Origin of the sequence: uncultured Desulfobulbus sp., assembly GCF_963662935.2 — a bacterium.
In the GTDB taxonomy this organism is placed as follows: Bacteria; Desulfobacterota; Desulfobulbia; order Desulfobulbales; family Desulfobulbaceae; genus Desulfobulbus.
In genome coordinates, this window is record NZ_CAXXTL010000003.1 from 183636 (window position 1) to 198883 (window position 15248).

A 15248-nucleotide genomic window follows, 5' to 3' on the forward strand; every position below is an offset into this window, starting at 1 on the left:
CCTTTTTTATAACAACGAAAGTAAACGCGCAGGCTGAAACGATCAGACCAGCAGTTCGAGACCGGAGAAAAAGTAACCCATCTCAAAGGCAGCGGTTTCCGGGGCATCGGAACCGTGGGTGGCGTTAGCCTCCAGGGAATCGCCGAACTCGCGGCGAAGAGTCCCTTCAGCGGCGTTGGCCGGATTGGTGGCGCCCATCAGATCTCGCCATTTTTTAATCGCCCCGTCAGCTTCGAGGACCATGACAATGCAGGGGCCGCTGGACATAAAATCGGTCAACTCACCAAAAAAAGGGCGTTCCTTATGGACATAATAGAACCCTTCAGCTTCCCGTTTGCTGAGATAGAGTTTTTTCATGCCGACGATCTTGAACCCTTCAGCAGAGATACGGGTGATAATTTTCCCGGCATTACCGGCGATGAAGGCATTGGGTTTAATGATGGCAAATGTTCGTTCCATGGCTCAACGTTCTCCTTACTCAACGTATTGTTCGGATGGGGGGGGGGGGCGCTTTGCGGGTTAAATACGAAAGCGGTTATTGCGAATTTGCGGGAGCTATACCATGAACCCGGCCCAACGGCAAGAGCCACCGGGCGTTCTTTTTTGCCGGAAAACGAACCGGGTCTAGATCCTGAAAATAAAAAGGGATGGACCCGACTTGACCGAATCCATCCCTCAGAACTGAGGCCGCTAGCGACGAGCGGCGAGCGGACAACTATGGCGATTATTTATCCAGCAGGACAAACTGCCCGTTCTTGACGGTAAGCATGGCAAAGGCATCCAAACCCAAACCACCATGATCGGTGGCCGAGAAGTTGAAGGTGCCGGCCGTGCCGATCAATCCCGTGGTATTCTCAATGGCAGTGCGTACCTTTTCCCGATCCTCTCCGCCTACCGCGATGGCCTTGGCCAGGATGGTCATGGCGTCGTAGGTGTGACCGCCGAAAGTCGAAACCTTCTCGTTAAACTTGGATTCATAGGATTTTTGGTACTTCAGCAAAAAATCCTTCTGCGGCCCGGCGGGCAAGGCATCGGCCACCAGCAGACGGCTGGCCGGAAAAATAATGCCCTCGGCGGCAGCACCGGCAGCCTCGGCGTATTTAATATTGGCAAAACCGTGGCTCTGGTAGATCGGCACATCCCACCCTGCCTGGCGGATGTTCTTAGCCAAGATGGATTGGGCCGGAACAATCGACCAGTTGACCACCGCCTCGATCTCCGTATTGGCCTTCAACTTGGCGACAATAGCTGAAAGATCGGTGGCGCTCTTGTCATAGACCTCTTCGGCCACGATAGTGATCCCGTAATTGGGGGCATTCTTGGCCAGCTGCTCCTTGCCGGCTTTACCGAAACCATCATTACCCGCCAGCACCGCAATTTTCTTGATGCCCTTCTTCTGCATGGTCATAAAAATCTGCTGAGCCGCATAACTGTCACTCGGTGCGGTCTTGAACACATACGGGGTCGCCGGAGTGACGATCGCCTCGGCGGCGGAGCAGGAGATCAGAATGGTCTTACCGTCCTCGGCAATTTTCTTGATATTGAGGCTCTCACCGCTGGTGGACGGCCCGATGATGGCAAAGACCTTATCCTCCTCGATCAGTTGCTTGGCAAAGGATACCGCTTTCTCCGGGCTGCCGCCGGAATCCTTGACGATCAACTCGATGGTCTTGCCATTTATGCCGCCCTTGGCGTTGATTTCATCGACCAGCATGTTGAGGGACCGAACCTCTGGGCCGCCGAGAAAGGCCGCCGGACCGGTCTCGGCCAGAATGGCGCCGACCTTGATCGCGGCTGCCTGGGCAAAGGATGTCATCAGCATCAGACTCAAAACACACAGGCACGCGGAACGCACCATCCGCAGCGTACACATTCCCTTGTTCATTCGCTCCTCCACTAGTATTGAAAAAGACCTCTGCCTAAAAAATAATTGCGTTGTTATGACAAATAGTCCTCGGATAGTCAACGAATACTGCCCATTTCCCCCCTTTTCATCCGGTGGCGGTCGGGGGGGCAGCCGCATTTTCTTGGGAGGTGAAGATCCGTTCGTTTATTGGCCCTGAGCACGATTCAAACCCGCCCCTAGCAACATCAAAAGAATACCGCAACCAGGACGCATATTTCTAAAATTATATTATTTTTCAATTTGTTACAAAAAATGCCTGGTCGCCTTGACTCTAAGCACTTCGCTTTGATATAAATTTTAGAGTGGTTCTAACACGCTTTTCCGTCTGTTTGGCGAGGGTCGGGCAGAAGACAAGGGGAGAAAAAAGACGGCTACCGCTTTTTCTCCTGTGGAGTCACGGGAAAGCCCCTTCCTGTCCATCTTTCAAGGAGGTTGTTGTGAAAAAAATTGTCAATACCCTGGTCTGTACATTTATTTTGGCTCTGCTCGCTGCCCCCGGTTTTGCCGAAACATCACCCGAACAACTAGCTGCTGAATCAGAAGCTTATGTAAAAACAACCGCCAAAGAAACCCCCACTGCTCCAGAAACCATTGTCGCCAAGGTCGACGAAGCCTGTACTCTCCTGAAAAAAGAAGGTCCGGCAGCCTTTCCCAAGTTCAAGGGAAAAGGGAGCCCTTTCCTGTTTGAGGGAACCTATATCTGGATCCATAGCTTGAAAGAAACCAAAATGCTCGTGCATCCGATCAAGTTCAAAATGGAAGGGAATGAGCTGATCGGCCTGAAAGACGAGAAAGGCAAACGATTCTTTGTTGCCATGAACAATGTTGCCAACGAGACTGGACAAGGATGGGTTGAATACTACTGGCCGGTTCCCGGTACCAAAGACATCGTTCGCAAAGTTTCCTACGTCAAGAAATGTACCATGCCCGATAACGTCGATGTCGTTATTGGCTGCGGCATTTACAACGGCGATCCGGCCGCCATGGCCAAGCTGGAAGTCAAATAACGCAACAAAAGATGCGTTGAGCCCCGGTGTCAGGCCGTCCGGTCGACACCGGGTCTTTGTTGTCTCTTGTTTGCCGCGCTGGTAAAAACGGTCTTTTTTTTCCTGTAAACCCATAGGGTAGCGATTCCATGGGTTTCACTCAGCCTCAGATTCGGACAGGATATACCATGGCCTTTTCACTCCTTGCTCCAAGTATAAAAACCAGACTCTATGGACTGGTTCTCTTTACGATCGTCATCATCCTCGCCCTGGTAGCGACCGGAATTCATTATTACGGGAATATCAGTGAGGCCAATACCACCAAATCCGACTTCAATCGGCTCATCAGCAACCTTCAAGACGCTCGGGTCGCCGAGAAAACCTATCTTCAGTTCTTTTCCAGGGAGGTCAAAGGGCAGTTTGAGCAGCTGGTCCTTGACACCAACAAAGCCCTTGATGCGGTCGCTCTGAAGAGCAGCGACCAGGAAATCGCCAAACAGCTCACATCCGCCAAGGGGCTGGTCAGTCAATATCAACAGATGTTTGCCGAGGTCGTCAAAACTCACGGACAACAGGAACAACTGAAGAAGGACATGATGCAGCCTCTCCACCGCGCCCTGGAGATTCTAGCGATCATTCAGGCGGACTTGGAAAGCCGGCAGGCAGAGCTGCAAATGGAGGGTGCCGAGCTCAGCGCTACGGAAAACGAGATGCTCAATATCACCCGCGACTGTAAAATAGGATTTCTCCAACTCCAGAGTGTGCAATTCCAGTTTCTGCTCTCCGGTGACACAGCCCTAATTGCCACCTTCAAGACCATCACCGACAACATTGTCAACAGTAGCGTCCCAGCCCTGCAGGAAACCGCCATATCACTCCAGAAAGCAAAGACTATCGACCATACCAAGGAAATCAAGGGAGCAGCCCAGTCCTTCCTCAAGCTGGTCGAGCAGTCTCAGGCACTCGGACTCAAGGAACGAGAAGCCACCAAACAACTCGATAACGCCGGCAAAAAGGCTATTGAACCGGTGGAAACCACGGTCAGCCTGACCAATGCTATTATCATCAACCAGACCAGATCGGCAGTTATGACCATTGCCATCGTCGTGGCCATCGGCATAGCCGCCTTCCTTGCTCTCTCCTATTTCCTGGTCAATGCCATCACTAAACCGCTGCATCAGGTCGTAGCCGGCCTCAAGGATATTGCAGAAGGTGAAGGGGACCTGACCCACCGGCTGGATGTCAGATCGCACGATGAGATGGGCGAACTCGCCAAATGGTTCAATGTCTTCATCGAAAAAATTCAGGTGGTGATCCGGGATGTCTCCCAAAATGCCGGGCTTCTCCGCACCTCCTCCCGGCAGTTGCTGGACATTGCCAAACAGATGTCTTCCGGGGCTGATCAAACATCCAACAAGGCCAACACCGTTGCCGCCGCCGGCGATGAAATGAGCGGCAACATGAGCGCCATGGCCTCCGCCATGGGCGAGGCCTCCGGTAATGTCAGCATGGTGGCCGCAGCGGTCGAAGAAATGACTTCCACCATTACCCAGATTGCTGACAATGCGGACAAAGCGAGTAAGATTACCTCTGGGGCCGTTGCTCAGACGGAAAAGGCCTCAATACAGATCAGTGAATTGGGCGAATCGGCCAAGGATATCGGTAAGGTTATTGAGACCATTACAGATATCTCTGAGCAGGTGAATCTGCTGGCCCTCAACGCCACCATCGAAGCGGCCCGGGCCGGCGAGGCGGGCAAGGGCTTTGCCGTGGTTGCCAATGAAATCAAGGAACTGGCACGGCAGACAGCATCAGCGACCAATGAGATCAAACAACGAGTGGAAGGCATCCAGCATTCGACCAAGGGGACGGTGGATGAAATTACCGCCATCACCAAGGTGGTGAACGAAGTCAATCAGATCGTCGTCGCCATTGCCGGAGCAGTGGAAGAACAGTCGGAAGCCACCAGAGAGATAGCCAGCAATATCAGCCAGGCCTCGATGGGCATCAATGAGGTCAATCAGAATGTCTCCCAAGGTTCTGTGGTTTCTTCCCAGATAGCCCAGGAAATCAGCGAGGTTAAAGATGCCGCCGGCCAGATGTCCCAGAACAGCACCCAGGTGGACCAAAGTGCGACTGACCTCTCCCGATTGGCCAGTGAACTCAATGCCATGGTCAATCGTTTCAAAGTCTGACCGGCCTTGACCGGCAATCGATCCCCCCCCTGTAGAAACAGAAAAGGAGGCCTTCTTGACCAAGAAGGCCTCCTTTTTTATTGTGGAGCGGAGCACAGGGAGAATGGAGGAAAAGTATTTTTATACTTCCCCGAATCGGTCGAACTAGGCGTCCAGCAGTTGACGAATTTTCGTTGAAAGAAGCTGAAGCGTGAAAGGCTTCTGGATAAAATCGCGGCGGACCTGATCGAGCCCCTCAACCGCGTCATCTGAAAAATTATAACCGGAGCACAAAAGCACCTTGAGGCTGCCATCGATTGCCGTCAGTCGCCGCAAGAGCTCGGCGCCCCCCATCCTCGGCATAATCATATCGAGAATCACCAGGTCAATCCCACCTTGATGTTCCCCATAGAGATGCAAAGCCTCCTCGCCGGAAGGAGCACTGAGAATGGTATAGCCCAGACGCTGGAGCATCTCCCGGGTGAGATGCAGGATCATTGCATCGTCATCAACAAGCAAAATCGTTTCTGTTCCCTGGAGGAACTCCTCTACCACTCCCCTCTCCCGGCCTACCCGCCCTTCAAAGATGGGCAACAACAAGGTGAACCGTGCCCCGCCCTCCGGAGCATTGCCGGCTTGGATGATCCCGCCATGATTGTTGATGATGCTGTAGGCAGTGGCCAACCCCAGGCCAGTTCCCTGATCCTGCCCCTTGGTGGTGAAAAAGGGGTCGAAAATTTGCTCGAGAATGTGCGGGTCGATGCCGCAACCATTGTCTGTGACCGTCATTTTGACGTAGCGGCCGGCTGAACGCTTGTGCAAGGCGGTGACTTGCCGGTCGAGAAGGACATTCTCCGTGCACAGCAGGAGTTCCCCTCCTCCGGGCATGGCATGAGCGGCGTTGACAAAGAGATTGAGCAAAACCTGTTCAATCTGACCGGCATCCACCTCAACTGGCCAGATCGCTTTCTGGAGCCGGTTCTCAATGACAATATCTCTCCTGCTCTGACCGAAGAGGGCAGCGCAACGGGTCAGCAACACGTTGAGATCGACCGCCTTGACCTCGCTGCGGTTGCCCTTAGCCAGGGTTAGGAGTTGCCGGGTTAAATCTCCGCCCTGCTTGACATATTTTTCGATGTTGTTCAACTTCTCCGGGTTGAACGCAGGGCCTCCTTTCTGCAGGTCCATGAGCATCAACGAGGCACTGCCTTGAATGCCCATGAGGAGGTTGTTGAAATCGTGGGCGATGCCGCCGGCCATCGTCCCCAGAGCTTCGAATTTCTGCGCGCGATAGAGCTGCAACTCCAGGGCCTTGGACTCGGTCAAATCGCGGTAACTGAAGATGACTCCCGCCGGCTTGCCCAGGTGATCCTCATAACGAGCGACGCTGAGGGAAACGTCAAGGAGCGCCCCCTCACGGGTTGGGCGTTTGGTAAGCAGATGCAAGATCGGCTGCCCTTCCACCATGAGCAGTCCAAATTCCCGGGAATTTGGATCGGATTCAAACCCCATGCTAAACGGCAACAGCCGTTCCGCCAGCTCTTCGAGCGGCCAGCCGAAAAGCCGGGTGAAGCTGGGATTCACATATCGGACAAGTCCATCAAAGGAGGTGATGGCAATGGCATCGGCGGCGGCATTGAGCAGGCTGAGGTACAAGGCCTCGCTTTTCTTCGACTCCTCATAGAGCTGCCGGTACCGCTCCTGGCTTTCCTCCAACTCCCGGGTCCGCTCGATCACCTTCCGCTCAAAATCGTTGCGGTGGAAGATCAGCTCCTGCTCCTGGAGTTTATGACGGGTGATATCGATGATCAACACCAACACCCCGGTAATGTCGCCGTTTGCGTCCTTGACGGGGGTAGCGATGTGGTCGATGTAGATGATCTCTCCATCAACGCGTCTGCGACTGCGTTCCGAACGGCCGTTTGGCTGACCCGCAAAGACCTGCTGGGCCGGACAATCTTCACAGATCCCATCGATGCCGGCCGCAGCCTGATAGCAAAACTTTCCGAGGGCTGATTCGCCGTAGATCTCCTTGGCCTTGCGATTGAACCCGATCACCCGGTACTCGCAATCCAACTCCCACATGGCGATGTCCATGACATCGATCAATTCAGTCAGGGTTGCGCTCAAACGGCTGCTGGGTCGGGTTTCCTCGGCGAACAGCAGCGTATTGAGCACAAGTTCCTGAGACGATTTGGATGGTGCCAAGATATACTCCCTCTTACGGTCTTCCAAGACTCCACCGCTTCGCCAGCAATGGAACAGGACGGATCAAGGGCACATGAAAGACCCTACGTGTGGGGGCCGGAAAAAACATCATTGTTCTTATTTTCACCCGCCTTTCTGCTGGTTCATATTTTAAAGGTGTTGACAATACCCTGAAGCTCATTGGCCAGATCCTGCAGACGACCGGCACTTGAGGTAACCTGCTGGCTGCTCTTGGAAATCTCGTTGGAGGCAGTGTTCACTCCAGCGATGTCTTGGGTAATGGTTCCAGCAACCGCCGAACTCTGACTGACATTTTCATTGACCTCTCCCAAACCCTGCGAGGCCTGGGCGATGTTATTGGCGATCTCCTCGGTGGCGGTCGATTGCTCGGACACGGCATTGGAAATGGTACCCACGATCTCGTTGACGCTGTTGATGATTTTGGAAATCTGGTTAATCTCATCCACCGTCGATTTGGTGGTCCCCTGCACGCCGGCAATCTGATTTTTGATGTTCATGGTCGCAGCGGCTGTCTGTTTGGCCAGTTCCTTGATCTCGTTGGCAACGACGGCAAAGCCTTTACCCGCCTCACCAGCCCGAGCCGCCTCGATGGTGGCATTGAGGGCCAGCAAATTGGTCTGCTCGGATATTTCCGTAATCGCCTCGGTGACCTTGCTGATAGCCTGGGCAGCCTGACCCAATTCAGCCATTTTTTCCGAAGTGCTCAAAGCTTGGGTTACCGCCTTTTCCGAGATCGAATGGGCCTGTTCCGCGTTCTGGGCAATCTGGCTGATGGTTGCCGTCATCTCTTCAGCGGCGCTGGCAACCATCGTGGTATTGGTGGTGGACTGCTCCATGGCGGCGGCCACACCATTAAGGTTGGCACTCATCTCCTCAGCGGCGGTGGCCACGTTATTGGCCCGGCCGGAGGTTTCCTCGGCATTTTTTGACAGAGCGGCGGCGATATTGGACAGTTCCTTGATCGACAGATTGACCTCCTTGGTGTTGTCACTGATCCTGCCGATCATTTTTTGTAATTTTTCAATGAAGGTATTGAACCACATGGCCAGGTCGCCCACTTCATCTTTGGAAGCAACGGCTAACCGTAAGGTGAGGTCACCCTCGCCCTGGGCGATATCTTTGAGACCGGCGACCGCCTTGTTGATCGGCCCGACAATGGAATTAGCGGCAAAAAAGATAATGATTGCGGCCAGGGCAATGGAGACGGCGGTGATCAAGGCAATGGTGTTTCGTAAGGAAATAACGCTGGCGAGAAATTCACTGGCATTTTGTGTGGCGGCGACACTCCAGCCCTTAATCTTGACCGGCGCATAGCCGGCAACCTTGTCGATTTCTTTATAAACATAGGATTCTGCGCCGACCTTGCCGGCCATCATCTCCTTGGTAATTTCTTCCATCCCTTTCAGGGTCTTAAGATCGAGCTGGAGGACATTTTTGGCGTCGGGATGGGCATTGATGATACCCTCCTTGTTGGCCATGAAACAGTATCCGGTCTCCCCGATTTTCTTGGCGGTGACCAGATCAGCAAGAACCGAACCTTTGAGGAGCGCGCCAAAAACACCCAGAAAAGCGCCATTATCTCCTAAAATCGGCCCGCAAAGGAGAAGAACCGGCTCATTGGTTGCTTTAGAGCGAACCATCTCGCCGCTCATCGTCTTTTTGGAATTTTTGACTTCCTGAAACAGGGGGTGCCCGGCGATGTCCAGCGCTTTCAGCTCCTCTTCCGAGACGGCTTCGGAGGCATAGACTTTGCCGTTGGCGTCTGTCAGGACAATGGCGTTGTAGCTCGTTTTAAGCTGCTCGAAACGTTTGCGCAGATCCTTGCGGATGACTTCAACGGCCTCGGCAGCGCCTTCAATCCCCTTGGACTGGACGGCTTCAGCGGCGATCTTCACCTGGGTCCGGCCGGCAAAGGCAGCAGCAAATTTAATTTCCCCATCCAGGGTGGCGGCAACCTGCAGGGCCAGTCCCTCGGCAATCGACTGCGCATTGGCTTTACTGTATTTAGTGACGGCCGTGGCGGAATTGTTTTTAGCCACATAGCCGCTCACCGCCAGGGGGATAAGGACGATGAGAATACCACCGACGATAAGTTTGAAACGAATTGATGAAAATTTCATAGAGACCCCTCCAGATAATCACAATTTCTTTGGTTCCTGCAGCACCGAAGCCTTCTACCCATGGACCGGTCGGCCACCATTCCCCTGGCGGCACGACCAATCGTCTATCCCAATCCTTCCTTGTAAGAATTGTAGAAGATTTCAAAGGGAAGTCAAAGGATAGGTAAATATACCTAGAAAAAAATGCCCGTTATCAAAGAACTTTCTCTTTAGCTGTGCAAACTATGCGAAACCGATTGGGCAATGTGGAGCGCGATCGCATCCTGGTCCAAACCGTCGCAGTGGACGGTCAACTCCGCATATCGATTGTACAGGGCCTGCCGTTCGTCGAAGAGTTCGCGAAAAGTTTGATTCTTGGCCTTGGCAATGCCGCGAGTTGCAAAGTTGCGGATGCGGCGCTCAATCTCACCAAACGAGACCTCTAAAAATATGATGGTGGATATTCGCTGCAGGTGGAGCATGGCCTTGTCGCTGTAGGCGGCACTGCCGCCAGTGGCAATGACATGGCGGCTGACGTTGAGCTTGAGAATTTCTTCTTCCTCTATGGCCCGCAGGTGCAGATGATCGGATTCGTCCAGGATCTGCTGCAGTGATTTCTGCCGGTTGATCTGGATGAGGACATCGGTGTCGATGAAGCCCAGTGACAAATTTTTGGCGAGAATGATGCCGATGGTGCTTTTACCCGCACCCGGCATGCCGATCAGGGTCAGATTGGTTTTCATACTGGAATTCCAGGGAGAGGAGGAGGTGCAGCCCTCAGGAGGATCAAGGGGCATGTATACTGCAAAGCGTAGCTCACGGCAGCAAGGAGGGCAAGGATCGAATCGCAGGCGGACAAAACCGTGAGGCAGGAAAGAACAAAAAAACTCGCCCCGGAGACGCTGCAAGGAGTTCGGCGGTCCGGGACGAGGGGGAAAATATTTGAATCAGGCCTGTCTTACCAGGCGGTCTCTTCCTTGATTTCGCCCCGGGTGGAAATCACCACATGGCGAATGGGGAATGCTGGCTTAGCTGCGTCCACGGCTTTTTTGAGAATCTGCAGCATGGAATGGCAACAGGGCACCTCCATGATCAGGATGGTCAGCGACTTCAAAGTACGGGTGCGGAAGATTTCGGTGAACCGGTCGATATAGAGTTGCTGATCGTCAAACTTGGGACAGCCCATCATCACCACCCGGCCGGCGAGAAAATCCTTTTGCAGGCCAGCATAGGCGACAGCGGTGCAGTCGGCCGCCACCAGCAGGTCGCAGTTTTCCAAAAAGGGCGCGGTCGGTGGAATGAGCCGGATCTGCACCGGCCAGTGCGCCAGGGCCGAACCGGTCTGGAGACCAGGCACATTGGCCATCTGACAAGGGGTCATCGGTTGCAGGGTTTGCAGCCGGGCCGAAGGGCAGCCGCCGGAGGGTTGCACCGGTGTCTTCGGCTGCTCTTTTTTCTGGCTGGCAAGAAAATGCTCCACTGCCTCCTCATCGAATTCGTCGGCTTCACGCTCGATAACCTGCAGCGCTCCGGTTGGACAGGAACCGAGGCAGGCCCCGAGCCCGTCACAGAGTTTATCGGCCACCAGACGGGCCTTGCCGTCGATGATCTGCAGGGAACCTTCGGCGCAGTCCGGAACACACTGGCCGCAGCCGTTGCAGAGTTCCTCATCTATCTTGATAATCTTTCGGAGTACTTTCATAATAGTTTCTTTAGGTAAGTGTTGTGGCGCCAGTCAACCGAGGACCGCATCTTTCAGGGCTTCAATGCCGAAACGCTCCATAAACCGAGCCGACCGTGACTTGAACCTGGCTGTGTGGAGGTAATAGTTCAACGTTTTGGTCACCAGGGTCACGGCTTCGTCGTCGCTCAATCCCTCGGCCACCAGATCGCCGATGCGCGGCCGCCCGGCCGCATTGCCGCCAAAGGAAAAGCGCCAGCCCTTGCTTTCGCCGGCAAGGCCGACATCGCGCATCCAGGATTCGCAGCAGCAAAACCGGCAGCCGGAAATGCCCACCTTGACCTTGGCGGGCAAGGGGCCGTCCAATTCGATGGCCTTGATTCGCTCGCCCAACGCCAGGGCATCCTGGTGCCCATACCGGCACCAGGTGCTGCCTGGGCAGGCCTGGACATAATGCACCCGGCTGCGGGCATGGGGCGGCGTTTCCGGAATCTGCAGCTCAGCCTTCAAGGCTTCCAGAGCCTCGGGGCCCATGCCGAGAAAGGCAACACGTTGTGCACCGGTGATCTTTGTTTTCGGGATGTCATATTTCCTCGCCAGCCCGGCCAACTGCTCCAGTTCATCGGGACTGAGCAGGCCAGCATCGTAATGGGGCAGCACGAGATAGGTCTTGTGGTTGTCGTTCATGGTTCGACTCCGGGCACACCTCGGCCGGACCGGTCGATCCGGCCGAGATGCTGGGGGTCAAGAGAAAGAAAAGGGTTAGCCGAGGATGGCTTTGAGATCTTCCTCGGGGGTCTCAGCCACCGGCTTGATGTCGAAGGTGTTGACCAGGAATTCAAGCACCGCCGGAGTAATAAAGGCCGGAAGCGACGGCCCGAGGCGGATGTCCTTGATTCCCAAGGACAACAGGGTCAGGAGAATAGCCACCGCTTTCTGCTCGTACCAGGAGAGGATCATGGACAGCGGCAGGTCGTTGACGCCGCAGTCAAAGGCCTTGGACAGAGCGACAGCGATCTGGATGGCCGAGTAGGCATCGTTGCACTGACCGACATCGAGCAGACGCGGAATGCCGCCGATGTCGCCCAGATTCTTGTCAAAGAAACGGAACTTGCCGCAGGCCAGGGTCAGCACCATGCAGTCATTGGGCACCTGCTCAACAAATTTGGTGAAGTAGTCGCGGCCGGGTTTGGCGCCGTCACAACCGCCCACCAGGAAAAAGTGGCGAATCGCCTTGGATTTGACTGCCTCGATCACCTTATCGGCCACGCCAAGCACGGCGTTGCGGGCAAAGCCGACCAGCACCGAACCATTGTCGACCTCGTCGGTGAAGCCGGGCATGGCCAATGCCATGGCGACTACCGCCGAATAGTCCTTGTCGGCAATATGTTTGACGCCGGGCCAGCCGACCAGACCATTGGTGAAGATCCGGTCTTGATATTCGTCCCGCGGCTTCTGGATGCAGTTGGTGGTAAAAAGGATCGGTCCCGGAAAATTAGGGAATTCCTTGTGCTGATTCTGCCAGGCGGTACCGAAATGCCCATAGAAATGCGGGTATTTTTTCAGCTCCGGATACCCGTGACAGGGCAGCATCTCGCCGTGGGTATAAATGTCGATCCCCTTGCCCTCGGTCTGCTTGAGCAGCAGCTCCAGGTCATGGAGGTCATGGCCGGTAATCAACACACATTTGTTCTTGCGATGCCCCAGCGGCACGGAGGTCGGCACCGGATGGCCGTAGGTACTGGTGTTGGCCGCATCGAGCAGTTCCATGGCGCGCAGATTGACCTGGCCGGCCTTCATGGCCACGGGTACGCATTGCTCCACGGTTAGTCCCGGAACCAGCATCACAGCCAAAGCCTCATAGCAGAAGGCGGCTATGGCCGGGTCCTTCTGGCCAAGGATGGCGGCATGATCGGCATAGGCGGCAATGCCCTTGAGGCCGTACAGCAGGGTCTGCTTGAGGGAGCGGATATTGACATCGCTATCGAGATTTTCGATCAGATTGAGGGCCTTGCCCTGGGCGGCCAGCTCAGCCACGGATCCAACCGGAATCAGAGTGGCCGGAGCCTCGGTGAAATTGGTCTTGCCGCCAGCGGCTGCAACCATGGCCTTCATTGACTCACGCAACTCGACCGTCCGCTTGATCAGAACCACAAAGCGCTCCGGATCGAAATCGACATTGGTCAGGGTGGAAAAGATGGCCTCATAGGTGAATAGATCAACGGCCTCATCAACAATACCCAGCTTCCGTCCCTCCTGGGCAAAGAGGGAAAGACCCTGCAGGGCGTGGATCAGCAGATCCTGGAGATCGGCGACCTCCTCATTCTTGCCGCACACTCCAGCGATGTTGCATCCGATTCCTTTGGCCGTCTGTTCACACTGGTTACAAAACATGGCATGTCTCCTTCTCTGTTTTTTTGTCGCGATCGACAGTGTTCCTCAGTAGTATGCCTGCACTCTACTTCCTTTTTGTCGACTTTCTTTGACTTAGATCAAAAACTCAACTTTTATTCATCAATATGCAAAAAAAAGACGAACTGCTGGCACACAGCCTCCTATTCAGCGGACTTCCGGCAGAACAACTTCAGGAAATCGCTCAAATATGCGTCAGTAAACGCTACACCAAAGGCGAGGCGATTTTTTTCGAAGGCGATCCGGGCATCGGTTTTTACATGGTGGCGAGCGGCAAGGTGAAGATCTTCAAGATGTCCTTTGACGGCAAGGAACAGATCCTCCACATCTTCGGGCCGGGAGAACCCTTCGGCGAGGTTCCGGTCTTTCACGGCAGTCCCTTTCCGGCCAACGCCGAAACCCTGGCTGAGTCTGAAGTCCTTTTTTTCCCCCGCACTGAATTCGTGGGCCTGATCACCGCCAACCCCTCGCTGGCCCTCAACATGTTGGCCGTGCTGGCCATGCGGTTGCGCCGCTTCGCCACCCAAATTGAAAACCTCACCCTCAAGGAAGTCCCCGGACGGCTCGCCTCCTACCTCCACTACCTGATGGAGGAGCAACAACGCCAGGACAAGGTAGTGCTCGACATTCCCAAGGGCCAGTTGGCCAGCCTGCTGGGTACGAGCTCAGAAACCCTGTCGCGCATTTTCAGCAAGATGACCGAGGAGGGGTTGATCCGGGTGGAGGGCAAGACGATCTTTATCCTTGATAGCGAGCGACTGAAGGAGCGATGAGGGTTGGCTGGCACCTTGCCTTCCTCCGCCAGAAATTCCAAACACCCACGGATATCACGACCACCCGCTTCTTCGTGACCGCAGTTTGTCTTTTAACTTTGCCATAATACAACTTGAAGACAAGAACGCAGGACCTATTTCACCTGTTCAACCTATCGCGCCACCACAAAAAAAACCTATAACAGCTTGAAAGAATGAAAAGACGGGCGACTCTTGTATTGACCAGGCATCACGCTTCCTTGTATCGTCAACACCACATCCCAGCCTGTTATTCGCCCGAAAAATTGGCCTAACAACACTGTTAGGACTTGAAAATTCAATCTAGAGTTAGAGAGTTTCAATGAGGTTAATTGAAGAAAAATATTCGATCCAAATACAGATTTTTTCATTAATAATCATATCTTTATCAACAATTTTTTCACAAATTGCTAATTACAAAATAGATGATTTCACAGACAATTTGATGCACCAAAGGTTAAAACTGAGTGAATTGGAACAGCAAGCTATTTTGTATCGCCAATATTCAGAAAAATACGCATTATTATTGGTCGAGAATAAAAAACTTGAAATAATTGAAGAATTGCTACCTGACCCCAATGTGAATTCATACTCAAAAATAATAGCAAAAAAATATATTGATGGGGAAATTTCCCAAGAAGAAATGGTAAAACTCTTTAAAGACCATTACAGAAAATTGAATATAGAATTAAGGAAGATAATTGACGACAAAGTTAAATCTTTCAACGCCGACAGAACTAACGGGTCAAGATGGCTTTTTTGGCGAAATTACGTCTTTTTACCGTTACAATTTATAGGTCCTGTAATTTTAGTAATTGGCAATTCATTCCTATTATTATCAATTTCCAGTAGAACAAAAAAATAAACATCAACAAGAATTGATAAAGTGCAACCCTAAATCAAGGAAAAAGGGGACGGTTCTATTTACGGTTTAATCTTTTCTTTGGACAAGAAAAGACGTTCCACCCCT

At 53.4% G+C, this 15248-nt stretch carries 12 protein-coding genes and 1 pseudogene; 4 read left to right on the forward strand and 9 right to left on the reverse strand.

Translation table 11 applies throughout. From position 1 onward, the window contains the following. Window positions 1-42 precede the first annotated feature (42 nt). The 3 genes and pseudogenes from ndk to ACHZCX_RS19600 all read right to left on the reverse strand — a co-directional run bounded on the left by ndk (window position 43) and on the right by ACHZCX_RS19600 (window position 1885). Window positions 43-459: a nucleoside-diphosphate kinase gene (gene ndk, locus ACHZCX_RS19590; RefSeq protein ID WP_319588894.1), complete on the reverse strand. Its 417-nt coding sequence runs from the start codon at window positions 457-459 to the stop codon at window positions 43-45. A gap of 96 nt (window positions 460-555) precedes the next feature. Continuing rightward, window positions 556-621 (reverse strand): annotated as a pseudogene (locus ACHZCX_RS19595) (PilI type IV pilus biogenesis protein); the annotation flags it as partial. Between the two features lie 103 nt (window positions 622-724). Then, the gene (locus ACHZCX_RS19600) at window positions 725-1885 is read right to left on the reverse strand and encodes an ABC transporter substrate-binding protein (RefSeq protein WP_319588895.1); all 1161 of its coding nucleotides are present in this window, start codon (window positions 1883-1885) and stop codon (window positions 725-727) included. A gap of 458 nt (window positions 1886-2343) precedes the next feature. Between ACHZCX_RS19600 and ACHZCX_RS19605 the strand changes: the two genes are divergently transcribed. After that, window positions 2344-2913, forward strand: a complete 570-nt coding sequence (locus ACHZCX_RS19605) for a cache domain-containing protein (RefSeq protein ID WP_319588896.1) — start codon at window positions 2344-2346, stop codon at window positions 2911-2913. A 167-nt stretch (window positions 2914-3080) separates the two neighbouring features. Continuing rightward, entirely contained in the window at window positions 3081-5087 is a 2007-nt protein-coding gene (locus ACHZCX_RS19610; RefSeq protein ID WP_319588897.1) for a methyl-accepting chemotaxis protein, read from the forward strand. A 144-nt stretch (window positions 5088-5231) separates the two neighbouring features. On the opposite strand, the gene ACHZCX_RS19615 is transcribed toward ACHZCX_RS19610, so the two are convergent. The 6 genes from ACHZCX_RS19615 to hcp all read right to left on the reverse strand — a co-directional run bounded on the left by ACHZCX_RS19615 (window position 5232) and on the right by hcp (window position 13469). Further along, the gene (locus tag ACHZCX_RS19615; protein ID WP_319588898.1) at window positions 5232-7274 is read right to left on the reverse strand and encodes a PAS domain S-box protein; all 2043 of its coding nucleotides are present in this window, start codon (window positions 7272-7274) and stop codon (window positions 5232-5234) included. 143 nt (window positions 7275-7417) lie between these two features. Further along, window positions 7418-9415, reverse strand: coding sequence for a methyl-accepting chemotaxis protein (locus ACHZCX_RS19620; protein WP_319588899.1), 1998 nt, complete (start codon window positions 9413-9415; stop codon window positions 7418-7420). 209 nt (window positions 9416-9624) lie between these two features. Beyond that, window positions 9625-10137, reverse strand: a complete 513-nt coding sequence (locus ACHZCX_RS19625) for a shikimate kinase (protein ID WP_319588900.1) — start codon at window positions 10135-10137, stop codon at window positions 9625-9627. Window positions 10138-10352: 215 nt separating this feature from the next. Next, window positions 10353-11096 (reverse strand): 4Fe-4S dicluster domain-containing protein, encoded by a 744-nt coding sequence (locus tag ACHZCX_RS19630; RefSeq protein ID WP_319588901.1) that lies wholly within the window; start codon window positions 11094-11096, stop codon window positions 10353-10355. Between the two features lie 33 nt (window positions 11097-11129). Next, window positions 11130-11762 carry a nitrite reductase gene (locus ACHZCX_RS19635; protein ID WP_319588902.1) on the reverse strand — a complete coding sequence of 211 codons (633 nt, stop codon included), beginning with the start codon at window positions 11760-11762 and terminating at the stop codon, window positions 11130-11132. A gap of 75 nt (window positions 11763-11837) precedes the next feature. Continuing rightward, window positions 11838-13469, reverse strand: a complete 1632-nt coding sequence (hcp, locus tag ACHZCX_RS19640; RefSeq protein WP_319588903.1) for a hydroxylamine reductase — start codon at window positions 13467-13469, stop codon at window positions 11838-11840. 125 nt (window positions 13470-13594) lie between these two features. Between hcp and ACHZCX_RS19645 the strand changes: the two genes are divergently transcribed. Together ACHZCX_RS19645 and ACHZCX_RS19650 are read left to right on the forward strand one after the other, a co-directional pair. After that, window positions 13595-14260 (forward strand): Crp/Fnr family transcriptional regulator, encoded by a 666-nt coding sequence (locus tag ACHZCX_RS19645; protein ID WP_319588904.1) that lies wholly within the window; start codon window positions 13595-13597, stop codon window positions 14258-14260. A gap of 340 nt (window positions 14261-14600) precedes the next feature. Continuing rightward, the gene (locus tag ACHZCX_RS19650) at window positions 14601-15143 is read left to right on the forward strand and encodes a hypothetical protein (protein ID WP_319588905.1); all 543 of its coding nucleotides are present in this window, start codon (window positions 14601-14603) and stop codon (window positions 15141-15143) included. Window positions 15144-15248: the final 105 nt, after the last annotated feature.

Bases quoted from the DNA above. Each gene is read 5' to 3' on its own strand.
- ndk (WP_319588894.1), bottom strand. From the start codon at position 459: ATGGAACGAACATTTGCCATCATTAAACCCAATGCCTTCATCGCCGGT.
- ACHZCX_RS19600 (WP_319588895.1), bottom strand. From the start codon at position 1,885: ATGAACAAGGGAATGTGTACGCTGCGGATGGTGCGTTCCGCGTGCCTG.
- ACHZCX_RS19610 (WP_319588897.1), top strand. From the start codon at position 3,081: ATGGCCTTTTCACTCCTTGCTCCAAGTATAAAAACCAGACTCTATGGA.
- ACHZCX_RS19620 (WP_319588899.1), bottom strand. From the start codon at position 9,415: ATGAAATTTTCATCAATTCGTTTCAAACTTATCGTCGGTGGTATTCTC.
- ACHZCX_RS19625 (WP_319588900.1), bottom strand. From the start codon at position 10,137: ATGAAAACCAATCTGACCCTGATCGGCATGCCGGGTGCGGGTAAAAGC.
- ACHZCX_RS19630 (WP_319588901.1), bottom strand. From the start codon at position 11,096: ATGAAAGTACTCCGAAAGATTATCAAGATAGATGAGGAACTCTGCAAC.
- ACHZCX_RS19635 (WP_319588902.1), bottom strand. From the start codon at position 11,762: ATGAACGACAACCACAAGACCTATCTCGTGCTGCCCCATTACGATGCT.
- hcp (WP_319588903.1), bottom strand. From the start codon at position 13,469: ATGTTTTGTAACCAGTGTGAACAGACGGCCAAAGGAATCGGATGCAAC.
- ACHZCX_RS19645 (WP_319588904.1), top strand. From the start codon at position 13,595: ATGCAAAAAAAAGACGAACTGCTGGCACACAGCCTCCTATTCAGCGGA.
- ACHZCX_RS19650 (WP_319588905.1), top strand. From the start codon at position 14,601: ATGAGGTTAATTGAAGAAAAATATTCGATCCAAATACAGATTTTTTCA.